Raw genomic sequence first — 16,342 nt, forward strand, 5'->3', positions numbered from 1 at the left:
AGTCCGACGTCTCAGGCGGCTGGCGTGTTGAGCCGCTGCAGCCGCTCGGGCGTGCCCACGTCGGTCCAGCGCCCGGTATACAGGCTGGCGCTCACCTGGCCGGCGGCCATCGCCCGGCGCAGCAGCGCCACCAGCGGCACGCGCCAACCGTCGGGGTTGCCGGGCGGGATGTCGCACCAGGGCGCGGCAAACAGCTCGGCGCGCAGCAGCGCAATGGTGCCGTAGGTCTGGCGCGGGCGGGCATCTCCCTCGGGCCAGTCGCAGGCCAGGCCCAGTTCGTCCACGCCGAAGTCGCCACGCCGATGGTGCTCGGGGTTGGGCACCAGCCACAGATGGGCCAGCCGTCCGCTGGCGGCAAATTCGCGGGCCGCCTCGAACGGGAAATCAAAGTCGGGCGCGTAGACATCGCCGGCCGCCAGCCAGAACACCGTGTCCAGAAGCGGCAACGCGCGCGCAATGCCTCCTGCGGTCTCCAGCGCCTGCTCGGGCTCGGGGGAATAGGCCAGATGCAGCGGCTCGCCACCTGTGTCGGGCGCGAAGCGCGCCCCGAAGCGCGCGGGAATCTGCTCGCCCAGCCAGCCCGTGTTGACCACGGCGCGGCGCACGCCGGCCTGCGCAAGGGCCTGCAGGTGGTGCTGCAGCAGCGGCCGGCCCTGCACCTGCAGCAGCGGCTTGGGGCAGGTGTCGGTCAGCGGCCGCATGCGCTCGCCACGGCCTGCGGCCAGCAGCATGGCCGGTGGCTGCTCGGTGAGGAAAAGCGCCTTGGCGGCGGGGAACGGCTGGATGGGCGAGGCGGTCATGGAGCGCAACTGTAGACCATTGCCAGCGGCCATTGCCCCGCGCGCGGGAGCCGAAAACCCGCGTCCTTTAAAATAGCCGGCTTACTCTGATTACCCCCTCCTTCACGGAGCGCCCTGATGGCCAACACTCAACAAATGGCGAATGCGATCCGCGCACTCGCAATGGATGCCGTTCAACAAGCCAACTCCGGCCACCCCGGCGCCCCCATGGGCATGGCCGACATGGCCGTGGCACTGTGGAGCCGTCACCTCAAGCACAACCCCGTCAACCCGCAATGGGCTGACCGTGACCGCTTCATCCTGTCCAACGGCCACGGCTCCATGCTGATCTACGCGCTGCTGCACCTCACGGGCTACGCGCTGCCGATCGACGAACTCAAGAACTTCCGCCAGCTGCACAGCAAGACGGCCGGCCACCCCGAAGTGGGCATCACCCCCGGCGTGGAAACCACCACCGGCCCGCTGGGCCAGGGCATCACCAATGCCGTGGGCTTCGCGCTGGCCGAAAAGCTGCTGGCCGCCGAGTTCAACCGCGCAGGCCACGCCATCGTCGACCACCACACCTACGTGTTCCTGGGTGACGGCTGCCTGATGGAAGGCATCAGCCACGAGGCCGCGGCCCTGGCCGGCGCCTGGAAGCTGGGCAAGCTGGTGGCGCTGTACGACGACAACGGCATCTCCATCGACGGCAAGGTCGCCCCCTGGTTCATCGACAACACGCCCGCCCGCTTCGAAGCCTATGGCTGGAACGTGGTGCGCGACGTGGACGGCCACAACGTGCAGGCCATCGATGCCGCCATCGCTGCCGCCAAGAAGAGCAGCGACAAGCCCACGCTGATCTGCTGCAAGACCAGCATCGGCAAGGGCTCGCCCAACCGCCAGGACACGGCCAAGGCCCACGGCGAGCCCCTGGGCGCCGAGGAAATCGCGCTGACCCGCGCGGCCCTGGGCTGGGAGCACGGTCCCTTCGACATCCCCGCCAGCGTCTACGGCGACTGGGATGCCAAGGCCGCCGGCGCCAAGGCCGAAGCGGCCTGGAACAAGAAGTTCGCCGCCTACGCCAAGGCCTTCCCCGAACTGGCTGCCGAATTCAAGCGCCGCATGGCCGGTGACCTGCCCGCCAACTTCGGCGAGATCGCCGCGCAGATCGCCTCCGCCGCGCATGACGCAGGCGCCACCGTGGCCAGCCGCAAGGCCAGCCAGCTGGCCCTGGAGGGCCTGACCGCAGCCCTGCCAGAACTGCTGGGCGGCTCGGCCGACCTGACCGGCTCCAACCTGACCAACACCAAGAGCACGCCTTCGCTGCGCGTGGACGACAAGGGTGCCGTGGTCCTGACCGAAGACGGCAAGATCGGCCGCCACATCAACTACGGTGTGCGCGAGTTCGGCATGGCCGCCATCATGAACGGCATCGCCCTGCATGGCGGCTACATCCCCTACGCAGGCACCTTCCTGACCTTCAGCGACTACAGCCGCAACGCCATCCGCATGGCCGCGCTGATGAAGCAGCGCGTGGTCCATGTCTTCACGCACGACTCCATCGGCCTGGGCGAAGACGGCCCCACCCACCAGTCCATCGAGCACGCCGCCTCGCTGCGCCTGATCCCGGGCCTGGATGTCTGGCGCCCTGCCGACACCACGGAAACCGCCGTCGCCTGGACCGTGGCCCTGAGCCAGAAGAACAAGCCCACGGCCCTGCTGCTGTCGCGCCAGAACCTGGCCTACGCAGCCAAGACCGAAGACGCGCTGGACGACATCGCCTGCGGCGCCTACGTGCTGTCCGAACCCAAGGCCGTCGGCCTGAACAAGAAGGCCCAGGCCGTCATCATCGCCACCGGCTCCGAAGTGCAGCTGGCCCTGGCCGCCCAGAAGCTGCTGGCCGAGCGCAAGGTCGCCGTGCGCGTGGTCTCCATGCCCAGCACCACCACCTTCGACAAGCAGGACGCCAAGTACAAGAGCCAGGTGCTGCCGGCCAACCTGCCGCGCATCGCTGTGGAAATGGGCGTGACCGACTTCTGGTGGAAGTACGGCTGCGCCGCCGTCGTCGGCATCGACACCTACGGCGAATCGGCCCCCGCGCCCGTGCTGTTCAAGCACTTCGGCTTCACGGCCGAGAACGTGGCCGACACCGTGCAGGCTGCGCTGCAGCGCGCCGGCAAGTAAAGCTGCGAGAAGGGGCCTGTGGCCCCTTTTTGCCGCCCGCCAGGCCCGGCCTGGCCCTCACCGTTTCAGTTTTTCCGTTTTTCGCAATCCGTCAATCCAAGAGGCAAATATGACGATCAAGATCGGTATCAACGGCTTCGGCCGCATCGGCCGCATGGTGTTCCGCGCTGCCGTGCAGAACTTCAGCGACATCGAAGTCGTGGGCATCAACGACCTGCTCGAGCCCGACTACCTGGCCTACATGCTCAAGTACGACAGCGTGCACGGCCGTTTCAAGGGCGAGGTCTCGGTGGAGGGCTCCAACCTGATCGTCAACGGCAAGACCATCCGCCTGACGCAGGAGCGCGACCCCGCCAACCTGAAGTGGAACGAAGTCGGCGCCGACATCGTGATCGAGGCAACCGGCCTGTTCCTGACCGACGAGACCGCACGCAAGCACCTGGCTGCCGGCGCCAAGAAGGTCATCATGTCCGCGCCTTCCAAGGACAGCACCCCGATGTTCGTCTTCGGCGTGAACTGCAAGACCTACGCTGGCCAGGACGTGATCTCCAACGCCTCCTGCACCACCAACTGCCTGGCTCCCGTGGCCAAGGTGCTCAACGACAAGTGGGGCATCAAGCGCGGCCTGATGACTACCGTGCACGCTGCCACCGCCACCCAAAAGACCGTGGACGGCCCCAGCAACAAGGACTGGCGCGGCGGCCGCGGCATCCTGGAAAACATCATTCCCTCCAGCACGGGCGCAGCCAAGGCCGTGGGCGTGGTGATTCCCGAGCTCAACAAGAAGCTGACCGGCATGTCCTTCCGCGTGCCCACCTCCGACGTGTCGGTGGTGGACCTGACGGTGGAGCTGAACAGCGAAGCCAGCTACGAAGAGATCTGCGCCGAAATGAAGGCCCAGTCGCAAGGCGCGCTCAAGGGCGTGCTGGGCTACACCGAAGACAAGGTCGTGGCCACGGACTTCCGCGGCGAGTCCTGCACCTCGGTGTTCGATGCCGAAGCCGGCATCGCCCTGGACAAGACCTTCGTGAAGGTCGTGTCCTGGTACGACAACGAGTGGGGCTACTCGAACAAGTGCCTGGAAATGGTGCGCGTGGTCGCCGCCAAGTAATCCTGGCGCGAACCGCTGCGGGGCCTGTCGACGGGCCCTGCACCAGGCCGGCATCGGACGCGATGCCGGCCTTTTTCATGGAAGCTGCGACACTGGCGGCTTGTGCGCCACACCGGAGGTTCCCATGGCTGTCCACGCGAGTTCCACCACGCTGATCGTGCTGCTGCCCCTGCTGGTCTGGCGCCTGCACGCGCGTTACCGGCGGCTCGTGGGGCGCCAGCGCACGAACAAGTACCGGCCCTGGATCACGCTGGGCATCTACACCGTGCTGCTGGGCCTGGTGAGCTGGGTCGCCTGGGGCCACTGGCCTGCGCTGGCGGCGCTGGGCGGCGGGCTGGTCTGCGGCGGGCTGCTGTCGCGCTGGGCCTGGTCGCGCACGCAGCTCGAACCGACTCCACAGGGCCTGTACTACACGCCTCATACCCATCTGGGCATTGCCCTGTCCCTGCTGTTCCTGGCGCGCATCGCCTGGCGCGTGGTGCAACTGGCCTGGCTGTCGCCGGGCGCCGATACCGGCCTGCATGGGTTCATTGCCAGTCCGCTCACACTGTCGGTGTTCGGGCTCATGGCGGGGCACAGCACGGGCTATGCGATTGCGCTGTATCGCTGGCGCCAGCGCGTGCTGGCCGCCAAGCGGGCGCGCGAGGCGGCCCAGGTCTAGCACTGCAAGCGTTGCTCGACAAAGCCGGCACCGGCGGCGCGGCATCATGGCCGCATGACTACTTCATCCGCATTGCACGAGACCATTGGCTTTGACGACTTCCTCAAGGTGGAGCTGCGCGTGGGCCGCATCGTGGACGCCCAGGTGTTCAAGGAGGCGCGCCGCCCCGCCTATGTGCTGCAGGTCGACTTCGGCCCGGCGCTGGGCCTGCGCAAGTCCAGCGCCCAGATCACGGCGCTGTACCGGCCCGAGGAACTGATAGGCCGCCAGGTGGTGGCTGTGCTGAACTTTCCCAGCAAGCAGATCGGGCCCATGCGCTCGGAATGCCTGGTCACGGGATTCCACAACGAGAACGGCGAGGTGGCGCTGTGCGTGCCCGACCGCGAGGTGCCGCTGGGTACCAAGCTGCTGTGACGGCCTGGGTGACTGTTGGCCTGGGTGACTATTCGATGCGCACGTCGGCCGCCTTGACGATGCGCCCGGACGCTTCCCAGTCGTCCTTGAGCAGGCGCTGGAATTCGGCGGCCGGCAGGGTGGCGGCTTCCACGCCCACGCGGGCCAGGCGCTCCTGGACCACGGGCTCGGCCAGCACCTTGCGCACGGCGGCGTTGATGCGCTCCACTTCGGCGGGCGGCGTGCCGGCCGGTGCCAGCAGGCCCAGCCAGGAGTCGAAGGCATAGCCGGGCACGCCGGACTCGGCCACCGTGGGCAGATCGGGCAGGAAGCGCGACCGTTGCTGGCCCGAGTAGGCCAGCAGTTTGACGCGCGGGTCCTTCTGGAAGGCCAGCATGCCGATGGTGGCGCCCGTGACCAGCTGCACGCGGCCGGCCAGCAGTTCGGTCGTGGCGTCGCCCGTGGATTTCATGGGGATGTGCTGCAGCTTGACGCCCGCCTGCGCGGCCAGCGAGGCCGAGGCCAGGTGCGAGGCGCTGCCATTGCCGGCCGACGCATAGTTGAGCTGGCCGGGCTGGGCCCTGGCGCGCTGCAGCAGCTCGCCCAGGGTCTGCACGCCCGAGGCGGCCGGCACGCCCACCACATAGCCCGTGCGGCCCAGGAAAGACACGCCCACGAAGTCCTTGAGCGGGTCATAGGGCAGCTTCGCGTACAGATGGCCGGCCAGGTTGTGGCTGGCCGCAGCCAGCACCAGGGTGTTGCCGTCCGGCGCGGACTTGGCCACCTGGGCCGTGCCCACGCTGCCACCCGCGCCCGCCCGGTTTTCCACCACCACGGTGGCGCCCAGGGCCTGGCCCAGTTCATTGCTGAAGGTGCGTGCCACCGTGTCCTGCGTGGCGCCCGCGCCGAAGGGCACGACGATGCGGATCACGCGTTCGGCATGCACGGCCGGTGCCAGTCCCAGGGCCAGGGCTGCTGCCAGCAGAACGCGGCGGGTGACGGGAGAAGGGTGAGAGGTTTTCATGGGGAAGTTTCCTGGGTGACGGCAAGCCACCGCTCCACCAGCCGCACGAAGTAGCTGGCGCCGATGGCAAGGATGTCGTCGTTGAAGTCGTAGGAGCGGTTGTGGATCAGGCAGGGGCCGTCGCCATGGCCGGGCAGTCGGTGATCGCCCTGGCCGTTGCCGATGAAGGCGTAGCAGCCGGGGCGCGCCTGCAGCATGTGGGCGAAGTCCTCGGCCGCCAGCACGCCGGGGAACTGCGTGTCCACGGCGTCGTCGCCCGCGATCTCGCGCATCACGGCGGCGGCGAAGGCGGCCTCGGCCGCGTGGTTGACCAGGGGCGGCGAGGCGCGCCGGAAATGGATCTCGGCCCTGCAGCCATGGGCCAAGGCCGTGTGCTCGGCCTGGCGGCGCAGGGCGGCTTCGAGGATGTCCAGCGCCGCCACGGAGAAGGTGCGCACCGTGCCGCCCACCCAGGCGCTGTCGGGAATCACGTTGGGCGCGTCCGAGCCCTGGATCTGCGTGACCGCCAGCAGTGCGCGTTCGCGCGAATCCACATGGCGCGCGACCAGGGTCTGCAGCTGCTGGGCCAGATCAATGGTGGCGGCCACCGGATCGGTGCCCGTGTGCGGCAGCGAGGCATGCGTGCCCTGCCCATGCAGCACGATGCGGAAGGTGTTGCTGGAGGCCATGAGCGCGCCCGGGTTGAGCGCGAAGCTGCCCACGCGGTCCAGCGCGAAGTTGTGCAGTGCGAAGACCGCATCGCAGGGGAAGCGCTCGAACAGGCCTTCGTCGATCATCCTGCGTGCGCCGGCCTTGCCCATCTCTTCGGCGGGCTGAAAGATCAGGTGCACCGTGCCCGCGAAGTCGCGCGTGCGTGCCAGATGCCAGGCCGCGGCCAGCAGCATGGTGGTGTGGCCGTCATGGCCGCAGGCATGCATGCGGCCTGCGTGCTGCGAGCGGTGGGCGAACCGGTTTTCTTCCTGCAGCGGCAGCGCATCCAGGTCGGCGCGCAGGCCGATGGTGCGCGTGCCGTGGCGTGCGTACGTATGCCTGCCGTGCACCACGCCCACCACGCCCGTGCCGGCCAGGCCGGTGTGCACCTCCACGCCCCAGGCGGCCAGGCGTTCGGCCACGATGGCCGAGGTGCGGTGTTCCTCGAAGCCCAGCTCAGGGTGGGCATGCAGGTCGCGCCGCAGGGCCACGAAGGGCGCCATGTCGGCAAAGCTTTCGATCAGGTGGGGCAAGACGGTCTCCGGCCGCAGCCGGCCCATGCCTGCTGCGGCGAATCCCGGATTCTGTAAAACCGCCAGCCCTGCGGCAACGAAGCAAAACGCATATGCATGCGCCCTGCATGCACAAGCCGAACGGGCCGATCAAGCCGTTCAGGCGGACGTCGTCACAGGGCCCTCAGGACTGCGCCATGCGCTGCGCGAGAAAGTCCAGGAAGGCCGTGATGCGCGCGGCCAGCGCCGTGTTGCGGTAGTAGACGGCGTGGATGGGCTGGCGCTGCTGCACGGTCTCGCGCGCCAGCACCTGCACCAGCTCGCCCTGGGCGCGGTCTCGCACGGTCATGAAGTCGGCCAGGCAGACCACGCCCTGGCCGGCCAGGGCCAGCTGGCGCATGGTCTCGCCGCTGGAGGCCGTGAGCTGGGGCGCGGCATCCCAGCGGTCGCCGCCCTCGGGCGTGCGCAGCGGCCAGTGGTTCAGGCCCGGCACCTGGCTGTTGCCGATGCGCTGGTGGCGCGCCAGCGCGGCCACGCTCGCCACGGGGCCATGGGCCTGCAGGTAGGCGGGGCTGGCCAGCACGCGCAGCAGGCTGTGGCACAGCAGTCGCGCATGCAGCGTGGAGTCGCGCAGCTCGCCGATGCGGATGGCGATGTCGGTGCGCTGGGCCAGCAGGTCGATGTGCAGGTCATCGGTGTTCAGCTCCAGCGTGATCAGCGGATAGAGCGCGCGGAACTCGCCGACCAGCGGCACGATGGCATGCAGCATGAAGGGCGAGGCCGCGTTGACGCGCAGCAGCCCGGCCGGCGCCTCACGGCGCGCGGCCAGTTCCTCCTCGGCCGCGTCCAGGGCCTGCAGCACCTCGCGCGTGCGGGCCAGGAAGCGCGCGCCTTCCTCGGTCAGCTCCAGGCTGCGCGTGGTGCGCCGCACCAAGGTGGTGGCCAGCTTTTTCTCCAGGCGCGACAGGCTGCGGCTGATGCCCGAGGTGGTCTGTCCCAACTGCTCGGCCGCCGCCGTGATGCTGCCGCAGTCGATCACGGCGCGAAAGGCCTGCAGTTCGTCCAGCGTGGTTTTCATGGGGCGCCAGCTTGGCGCAATTGTTGCTGGAGCGTCAAATATTTTCTGCTGATACCAGGCTTTATCTGCAAGCGTGAACGCGCCAGACTGCAGTCTTCGAGGCGTTGTTCCGCGCCTTGTTTGCTTTTTTGAAAGACCTGCATGACATCGACTGCCTCTCTCGCTTCCGTGGTGCCCGCGTTCGGCCTGGGCACCTTCCGCCTCAAGGACGAGGTGGTGCGCCACTCCGTGGGCCAGGCCCTGGAAGTGGGCTACCGCGCCATCGACACCGCCCAGATCTACGGCAACGAGGCCGATGTGGGGGCCGCCATCGCCGCCAGCGCCGTGCCGCGCGATCAGCTGTTCCTCACCACCAAGATCTGGACCGAGAACCTGTCCGCCGACGCGCTGATCCCCAGCCTGGAGCGCAGCCTTGAAGCCCTGCGCACCGACCATGTGGAGCTGACGCTGATCCACTGGCCTTCGCGCAGCGTGCCGCTGGAGGACAGCCTGGGCGCCCTCATGCGCGCCAGGGAGCAGGGGCTGACGCGCCACATCGGCGTGTCCAACTTCAACATCGCGCTGCTGCAGCAGTCCATCGCCGCCGTGGGCGCCGCGAACATCGCCACCAACCAGATCGAGCTCAGCCCCTATCTGCAAAACCGCGCCGTCACCGACTTCGCACGCCAGCAGGGTATCCACACCACCTCGTACATGACGCTGGGCTACGGCAGGCTGCTGGCCGATCCCGTGCTGGCCGACATCGCCGCCGCCCGCGGCGCCACGCCCGCCCAGGTGGCGCTGGCCTGGACCATGGCCATGGGCTATGCCGTCATTCCCTCGTCCACCCGGCGCGCCCACCTGCAGGCCAACCTGGACAGCTGCCAGCTGGTGCTGGGCGCCGAAGACATGCAGCGCATCGCCGCGCTGGAGCGCGGCGACCGCCAGGTCAGCCCAGACGGGCTGGCTCCGGCCTGGGATTGAACCGCGGTCGTGACGGAGGGCCTGGGCGGCCCGGCGAGCTTTGACCTGGAGCAACGCAATGCGGACCCTAGGGGTAGTACTAGGGTTATCACAGTATCGAACGACCGTGCTTTTTATGAGAATGCACGATTAGTCGAGACAACCAGGAGACAAGCAGCATGAGTGACCGCCCATGGCTGGGTGCCTATCCGGCAGGTGTGCCCGCCGACATCGATCCCTCCCAATACCCTTCGCTGGTGGCCCTGATGGAGGAGGCCTTCAGCCGCTACGCGGACCGTGTGGCCTATTCCTTCATGGGCAAGGAGCTGACCTACTCCCAGGTCGATGCGCAAAGCCGCGCCTTCGCTGCCTATCTGCAGAGCCTGGGCCTGGCGCGCGGCGACCGCGTGGCGCTGATGATGCCCAACGTGCCCCAGTACCCCGTGGCCGTGGCCGCCGTGCTGCGCGCCGGTTTCGTGGTCGTCAACGTCAACCCGCTGTACACGGCGCGCGAACTGGAGCACCAGCTCAAGGACTCGGGCGCCAAGGCCATCGTCATCATCGAGAACTTCGCCCATACGCTGCAGGCCTGCAAGGCCGCCACGCCCGTGCAGCACATGGTGCTGTGCACCATGGGCGACCAGCTGGGCATGCTCAAGGGCGCCATCGTCAATTACGTGGTGCGCAAGGTCAAGAAGCTGGTGCCGCCGTTCTCGCTGCCGGGGGCCGTGCGCTTCAACGACGCGCTGGCCAAGGGCATGCGCTCGCCCTTCCAGGCGCCGCAGCTGCAGGCCTCCGACATGGCCCTGCTGCAGTACACGGGCGGCACCACGGGCGTGAGCAAGGGCGCGGTGCTGCTGCACAGCAACATCATCGCCAACGTGCTGCAGTCCGAGGCCTGGAACCAGCCCGCCATGGGCAAGGTGCCGGCCGGCGAGCAGCCCACCAGCATCTGCGCGCTGCCGCTGTACCACATCTTCGCCTTCACGGTGAACATGATGCTGTCCATGCGCACGGGCGGCAAAACCATCCTGATTCCCAATCCGCGCGACCTCAAGGCCACGCTCAAGGAACTGTCCACGCAGCGCTTTCACAGCTTCCCGGCCGTGAGCACGCTGTTCAACGGCCTGGCCAACCACCCGGACTTCAACACCGTGGACTGGTCGCACCTGAAGGTCTCGGTCGGCGGCGGCATGGCGGTGCAAAGCGCCGTGGCCCAGCTGTGGCTGCAAAAGACCGGCTGCCCCATCTGCGAGGGCTACGGCCTGTCGGAGACCAGTCCCTCGGTCAGCTGCAACCCCGTCACCTCCACCGAGTTCTCGGGCACCATCGGCGTGCCCCTGCCCAGCACCTGGATGAAGCTCGTCGATGACGAAGGAAACGACGTGACCACCATCGGCGAGCGCGGCGAGGTCGCCATCAAGGGCCCGCAGGTCATGGCCGCCTACTGGCAGCGCCCCGACGAAACCGCCAAGGTCTTCACCGCCGACGGATATTTCCGCACCGGCGACATCGGCACCATGGACGAGCGCGGCTACTTCAAGATCGTGGACCGCAAGAAGGACATGGTCCTGGTCAGCGGCTTCAACGTCTATCCCAACGAAGTGGAAGACGTGGTCTCCAACTGCCCCGGCGTGCTCGAATGCGCCGTGGTCGGCGTGCCCGACGAGAAGACCGGCGAGGCCGTCAAGCTGGTCATCGTGCGCAGGGACGACAGCCTCACCGAGCAGGCCGTACGCGATTTCTGCCACGACAACCTCACGGGCTACAAGCGGCCGCGCGTGATCGAATTCCGCACCGAACTGCCCAAGACCCCGGTCGGCAAGATCCTGCGCCGGGAGCTGCGCGACAGCAAGTAGCGCGGGCGGCTTGCCGTGTTTGCAAAGAGGCGCTGCGGCGCCTCTTTCCATTGGGAGGGAACACGTCTTCAGAACACGCCCGGACCCGCCAGGGCCAGCGCCGCCAGCGCCACGGCCGCCGCATTGAGGCAGGCCAGCGCAAAGCCGAAGCGCACCAGCTCGCCTTCTTCCTGCGCGGTGGTCCGTGCCAGGCCCAGCACCAGCATCACGATGGACAAAGAGCCCAGCGCCGCATGCCCGGCGGCGCTGTTGTGCACGGCGGCCAGCAGCAGGCGCGAGGACTCGGGCAGCAGGGCGATGGCGGGCATGAAGATCGCGTTGCCGCCCACGTTGGAGCCCGTCATGTAGCCGGCCAGCGCACCGAAGGCCGCCACGATGGGCGCCAGGGCCGCAGGCGCCAGTTCGGCCAGCAGCTGCACCAGGCCGGACAGGAAACCGGCCTTGACCATCATCTGGGACATGGCCAGAAAGAAGAAGATGGTCAGCAGCGGGCGCTTGGCGCGGGCGGCCAGAGCACCAGCCAGGGCAACGCCACGGCCGGCCCCGCGCGCCAGCAGCAGTGCCAGCACCAGGGTCAGCGCCACGCCCGGCGAGGCCAGCGGCTTCCAGGCCACCTGGGCGCCCTGCACGATCCAGCGCTGGTCCCACTGCGTGGCCAGGGCCAGCAGCTTGAGCAGCACGATGGCAAGGGCGAGCGCCAGATACGGCCAGGCCTGGCGCGGCCAGCCGGGTGCCGCCTGGGCCGTGCCGCGCAGCAGCAGCGCGCGCACCAGCATGCCCAGCGCAACCGCAAAGCCCGCGCCCACGCCCGCCACCTCGGGGCCCAGCCAGCGGCTGATGCCATGCAGCACGACCACGAACAGCAGGCCAAAGCCGCCCAGCAGCAGCCAGGCCCGCGCACCGCGCTCGCCTGCCAGGTGCAGGGACAGGGCGCCCAGCACCAGGAACACCGGCGCGCTGGTCAGCGAGGACACAGCGGCCAGCGCGGCCGCATCCACATGGGCCAGCGAGGCTCCGATCACCGTGGCCAGGCCCAGCGTGCCCCAGGGCATGATGGCCATGCCCGCCAGCGCCATGCGCAGTGCGGCGCGCCGCTCGAACAGGCTCAGCAGCAGCGGCACGGTGGCGATCAGCGACACGCCAAAACCCGTCATCGCCTCCAGCAGCGGCGCCAGGCCCAGCACGATGAACACCACCTGATCGGCCGGCCCCAGGCCCAGCGAGCGCACCCACTGGCTCAGCGCCTGGTTCACGCCCATGCGTTCGATGAGGATCACGAAACCCAGGCCCGGCACGATCACGAAGGCCGTGCTCAGGAACAGCACGCCCGTGTCGCGCGCTGCGGCCAGGGCGGCGCCGGAAGCGGCGGTGCCCTTCGCCATCCAGGCATCGACCAGCCACAGCAGGGCGACCAGCGCCGCCCCGGCCATGGCCGCCTGCACAGGCGGGCGGCGCAAAACCATGAGCATGGACATCACAAGAAACACGGGAGACAGGTGGAGCAGGGTGGCCATGGGATGGGCTTTCTCGGCAGGCAGGTCCGCATGCGTTGGATGCGGAAAACGACGAAATACTATTTCGCAGCACCTGTTTTTTGGTCTCTGAATTGAGGGTGTTTGCGAGAAAATTTCTCACCCTCCAAAAATCCTCGCTTCCCATGACCAAGCACACCGCCCACCCTGCACACCTGGCCGATCTGGACGGCTTCGACCGCGCCATCCTGGCCATCGTCCAGCGCGACAGCACGGTGCCGCTGCGCCTGCTGGCCGAGCAGGTCAACCTGTCCACGGCCGCCGTGCAGCGCCGGCTCAAGCGCATGCAGGCCGAAGGCGTGATCACCGGCCAGGCCGCCACCGTGGACCCCACGCGCGTGGGCCGGCCCATCACCATCATCGTGGAGGTCATGACCGAGCGCACCAGCATCGATGCGCTCAACGCCATGAAATCGCACTTCGCCGTGCCCGAGGTCCAGCAGTGCTACTACGTCACGGGCGAGGTGGACTTCGTGCTCGTCCTCACCGTGGCCACCATGCAGGAGTACGAGGCGCTGGCGCGGCGCCTGTTCGCCGAGAACTCCAACGTCAAATGGTTCAAGACCATCGTGGCGCTGGACCGCGTGAAGGTCGGGCTGGAAATTCCCTGCGAGTGAAGGCCCTTTGGCGCAATCTTGACAGCCGCTAAACGGCCGCCTACATTGAATGGAATGATCGTTCCAATTCAATGAGCCACCATGCGCACCAAGGACTTCGACCCCGATGACATTGCAGACGCCGCCATGCAGGTGTTCTGGCAGCGCGGCTACGCGGCCACCTCGGTGCAGGACCTGGTGGACGGCACGGGCCTGTCGCGCAGCAGCCTGTACGGCACCTTCGAGAACAAGCAGGGGCTGTTCCAGCATGCGCTGCGCCGCTATGAGGCCGTGACCACCTCCAACGTGGAACTGCTGTCCGGCCCGGGACGCGCCCGGGACCTGGTGCGGCAGCTGCTGCTGCGCATCGTGCAGGACGAATTGAGCGATGCCGGGCGCCGGGGCTGCCTGGTCGCCAATGCCGCGCTGGAGCTGGCCGGCCATGACGAGGCCGTGGCCGAGAGGGTGGCCGGCAACTTCCAGCGCCTGCAAAAGGCGCTGGAAAAGCTCATCCTGCGCGGCCAGCAGGAAGGCGACATCACTGACAGCAAAAAGCCGCGCGCCCTGGCGCGCTTCGTCCTGAACACCGTGCAGGGCCTGCGCGTGCTGGGCAAGGGCAGCAGCGCGCCGCAGCGCCGCCAGTGCCTGATGGATGTGGTCGACGTGGTCGACATGGCGCTGCAGGCGCAATAGCCGGCCACCCGCCACCCGCCGCGCGCATGTCGTGCCGTTGCGGGTTTTTATTTTCCTTGAATTGGAATGATCGTTCCAGTAATCCGGATTTCAGTTTTCCTTGTCTGTTTCACTCTCTCATCACCCTGGAGTTCCCATGCATTCAAACCTTCAAACCACCATTGCGGTGCTCGGCACGGGCCTGATCGGTGCGCCCGTCGCGCGCAACCTGCAACGCAAGGGCTTCACCGTCCGGGCCTGGAACCGGACGGCCGCCAAGGCCCAGGCCCTTGCGGCCGACGGCGTTCAGGCCTGTGGCGACGCGGCCGACGCCGTGCGTGGCGCCCGCATCGTCGTCACTGTGCTCAAGGACGGGCCGGCCGTGCTGCAGGCCATGCAGGCCGCAGCGCCCGCATTGCAGCCGGGCACACTGTGGCTGCAACTGAGCACGGTGGGTGTGGACGCCATCGCGCCGCTGGCGCAATTCGCCGATCGGCATGGCCTGGTGTTCTACGACTGCCCCGTGCAGGGCACGCGCCAGCCGGCCGAGCAGGGCCAGCTGGTCATCCTGGCCGCAGGCCCGCTGGCGCAGCGCGGCCAGGTGCAGCCGGTGTTCGATGCCATTGGCAAACGCAGCCTGTGGATTGCGCAGCAGGCAGGCGCCGCCAGCCGGCTCAAGCTGGCGCTCAACCACTGGGCCTTCGCACTCACGCATGGCCTGGCCGAAAGCCTGGCGCTGGCCAAGGGGCTGGACATAGAACCGTCCCTGGTGGTCGATGCCGTCACGGGCGGGCCCATGGACAGCGGCTTCTTCCAGGCCAAGGCCGCTGCCATGCTGTCAGGCCGCTACGACGCCAGCTTCACCGTGGCCAATGCCGTCAAGGACGCGCAGCTGGTAGCCGATGCCGCCGCCGGCGCAGGCCTGCTGCTGGATGGCGCCCAGGCCGGGCTGCGCCGCTTCGAACGCGCGCTGGCCGCCGGGCATGGCGACAAGGACATGGCGGCATCCCACCTGGCATCCCATCCAGCCTCCCGTGCCTGAGATGCGCAGCAAGGAAAAGGCAATGAACCAGCACATGGACACCTCCGGCGACACGGGCCTGCCGCTGGGCAGGCTGCTGGCCCTGGCGATGGCAGGCTTTCTGGCCATCATGACCGAGGCCCTGCCGGCCGGCCTGCTGCCCCAGATCGGCACGGGACTGGCAGTGTCCGAAGCCATGGCCGGCCAGATGGTCACGCTGTACGCGCTGGGTTCGGTACTGGCCGCCATTCCCGTCGTGGCCGCCACGCGCGGCCTCAGGCGCCGGCCGCTGTTCATGGCGGCGGTGGGCGGGCTGCTGCTGTTCAACAGCCTCACCGCGTTGTCCGGCCACTACGGCCTGACCCTGGCCGCGCGCTTTGCCGCAGGCATGGCTGCGGGCGTGATCTGGGGGCTGGTGGCCGGCTATGCGCGGCGCATGGTGCCGCCGCATCTGCAGGGGCGTGCACTGGCCGTGGCGGGCGTGGGCCAGCCGTTGGCCCTGGCGGCCGGCGTGCCGCTGGGCGCCTGGCTGGGCAGCCTGTTCGACTGGCGCGGCGTGTTCTGGGCGCTGTCGGCGCTATGCCTGCTGCTGCTGGCCTGGGTGCGGCTGGGTGTGCCGGATTACGCCGGGCAGACGGCGCACCAACGCCAGCCCGTGGCGCGCATCCTGCTCGTGCCCGGCGTGCGCCCCGTGCTGCTGGCGCTGTTCGGCTGGATGCTGGCCCACAACATGCTCTACACCTTCATCGCGCCCTTCCTGGCTTCGGCGGGTCTGGGGCAAAGGGTGGATGGGGTGCTGCTGCTGTTCGGCCTTGCGGCCATTGCCGGCATCTGGCTCACGGGCCTGCTGGTGGACCGCTGGCTGCGCGCGCTCACCGTGCTGAGCCTGGCCTTGTTCGCCGTGTCTGCGCTGGTGCTGGGCCTGGCCGGGCAGTCGGCCGTGGCCGTTCTGATCGGGGTTGCGGCCTGGGGCCTGAGCTTTGGCGGCGCACCCACGCTGCTGCAGACCGCGCTGGCCGATGCGGCGGGCGAGGGCGCCGACGTGGCCCAGTCCATGCTGGTGACGGTCTTCAACCTGGCCGTGGCGAGCGGCGGCGTGGCCGGCGGACTGCTGCTGGGCTGGCGGGGTGCCTCCGCCTTGCCCTGGGCGCTGGCGGTGTTGGCACTGGCCTGCCTGTCCGTGGTCTGGCCGGCCAGCCATGCGGGCTTTCGGCCTGGGCGGCGCAGCATGGCTGCCTGAGGCACGGCCATCGCTGTTCCCTCAACAGACGGGCAGCAAAGGGGCCAC

Annotated in this window: 15 protein-coding genes; 10 read left to right on the forward strand and 5 right to left on the reverse strand. The window is 68.5% G+C overall.

What is annotated here, in order from left to right:
* Positions 1 to 11: 11 nt before the first annotated feature.
* Complete coding sequence (locus ACN20X_RS04545) at positions 12 to 800, reverse strand: nucleotidyltransferase family protein (RefSeq protein ID WP_133073467.1); 789 nt, start codon at positions 798 to 800, stop codon at positions 12 to 14.
* Positions 801 to 917: 117 nt separating this feature from the next.
* On the opposite strand from ACN20X_RS04545, the gene tkt reads away from it, so the two are divergent.
* From tkt to ACN20X_RS04565, 4 genes are all read left to right on the forward strand, one after another.
* Positions 918 to 2,963, forward strand: a complete 2,046-nt coding sequence (tkt, locus tag ACN20X_RS04550) for a transketolase (RefSeq protein WP_133073468.1) — start codon at positions 918 to 920, stop codon at positions 2,961 to 2,963.
* Between the two features lie 109 nt (positions 2,964 to 3,072).
* Entirely contained in the window at positions 3,073 to 4,074 is a 1,002-nt protein-coding gene (gene gap / locus ACN20X_RS04555; RefSeq protein WP_012202871.1) for a type I glyceraldehyde-3-phosphate dehydrogenase, read from the forward strand.
* 124 nt (positions 4,075 to 4,198) lie between these two features.
* Positions 4,199 to 4,735, forward strand: coding sequence for a CcdC protein domain-containing protein (locus ACN20X_RS04560; RefSeq protein ID WP_016449832.1), 537 nt, complete (start codon positions 4,199 to 4,201; stop codon positions 4,733 to 4,735).
* Between the two features lie 54 nt (positions 4,736 to 4,789).
* Positions 4,790 to 5,149, forward strand: coding sequence for a tRNA-binding protein (locus tag ACN20X_RS04565; RefSeq protein WP_016449831.1), 360 nt, complete (start codon positions 4,790 to 4,792; stop codon positions 5,147 to 5,149).
* Positions 5,150 to 5,177: 28 nt separating this feature from the next.
* Here ACN20X_RS04565 and ACN20X_RS04570 read toward each other — a convergent pair whose 3' ends face one another.
* The 3 genes from ACN20X_RS04570 to ACN20X_RS04580 form a co-directional block, all read right to left on the reverse strand.
* Entirely contained in the window at positions 5,178 to 6,152 is a 975-nt protein-coding gene (locus tag ACN20X_RS04570) for a tripartite tricarboxylate transporter substrate binding protein (RefSeq protein ID WP_016449830.1), read from the reverse strand.
* Positions 6,149 to 7,402, reverse strand: coding sequence for a M20 aminoacylase family protein (locus ACN20X_RS04575; RefSeq protein WP_016449829.1), 1,254 nt, complete (start codon positions 7,400 to 7,402; stop codon positions 6,149 to 6,151). Before ACN20X_RS04575 ends, ACN20X_RS04570 begins: the two co-directional genes overlap by 4 nt.
* 136 nt (positions 7,403 to 7,538) lie before the next feature.
* Entirely contained in the window at positions 7,539 to 8,432 is an 894-nt protein-coding gene (locus ACN20X_RS04580; RefSeq protein WP_016449828.1) for a LysR family transcriptional regulator, read from the reverse strand.
* Between the two features lie 141 nt (positions 8,433 to 8,573).
* Between ACN20X_RS04580 and dkgB the strand changes: the two genes are divergently transcribed.
* Both dkgB and ACN20X_RS04590 read left to right on the forward strand, forming a co-directional pair.
* Positions 8,574 to 9,395, forward strand: a complete 822-nt coding sequence (gene dkgB, locus ACN20X_RS04585; protein WP_016449827.1) for a 2,5-didehydrogluconate reductase DkgB — start codon at positions 8,574 to 8,576, stop codon at positions 9,393 to 9,395.
* Between the two features lie 158 nt (positions 9,396 to 9,553).
* Positions 9,554 to 11,233, forward strand: a complete 1,680-nt coding sequence (locus ACN20X_RS04590) for a long-chain-fatty-acid--CoA ligase (RefSeq protein ID WP_047217875.1) — start codon at positions 9,554 to 9,556, stop codon at positions 11,231 to 11,233.
* Between the two features lie 68 nt (positions 11,234 to 11,301).
* Here ACN20X_RS04590 and ACN20X_RS04595 read toward each other — a convergent pair whose 3' ends face one another.
* Entirely contained in the window at positions 11,302 to 12,747 is a 1,446-nt protein-coding gene (locus tag ACN20X_RS04595) for an L-lactate permease (RefSeq protein WP_473210322.1), read from the reverse strand.
* A 143-nt stretch (positions 12,748 to 12,890) separates the two neighbouring features.
* Here ACN20X_RS04595 and ACN20X_RS04600 point away from each other — a divergent pair, with 143 nt between their 5' ends.
* The 4 genes from ACN20X_RS04600 (at position 12,891) to ACN20X_RS04615 (ending at position 16,294) form a co-directional block, all read left to right on the forward strand.
* Entirely contained in the window at positions 12,891 to 13,382 is a 492-nt protein-coding gene (locus tag ACN20X_RS04600) for an Lrp/AsnC family transcriptional regulator (protein WP_473210323.1), read from the forward strand.
* Between the two features lie 81 nt (positions 13,383 to 13,463).
* Complete coding sequence (locus ACN20X_RS04605; protein WP_013804518.1) at positions 13,464 to 14,054, forward strand: TetR/AcrR family transcriptional regulator; 591 nt, start codon at positions 13,464 to 13,466, stop codon at positions 14,052 to 14,054.
* Positions 14,055 to 14,190: 136 nt separating this feature from the next.
* Positions 14,191 to 15,075, forward strand: a complete 885-nt coding sequence (locus ACN20X_RS04610; protein ID WP_473210324.1) for an NAD(P)-dependent oxidoreductase — start codon at positions 14,191 to 14,193, stop codon at positions 15,073 to 15,075.
* Between the two features lie 22 nt (positions 15,076 to 15,097).
* Complete coding sequence (locus ACN20X_RS04615; protein WP_473210325.1) at positions 15,098 to 16,294, forward strand: MFS transporter; 1,197 nt, start codon at positions 15,098 to 15,100, stop codon at positions 16,292 to 16,294.
* Positions 16,295 to 16,342: the final 48 nt, after the last annotated feature.

It is taken from the genome of Delftia sp. PX-1 (assembly GCF_055797465.1).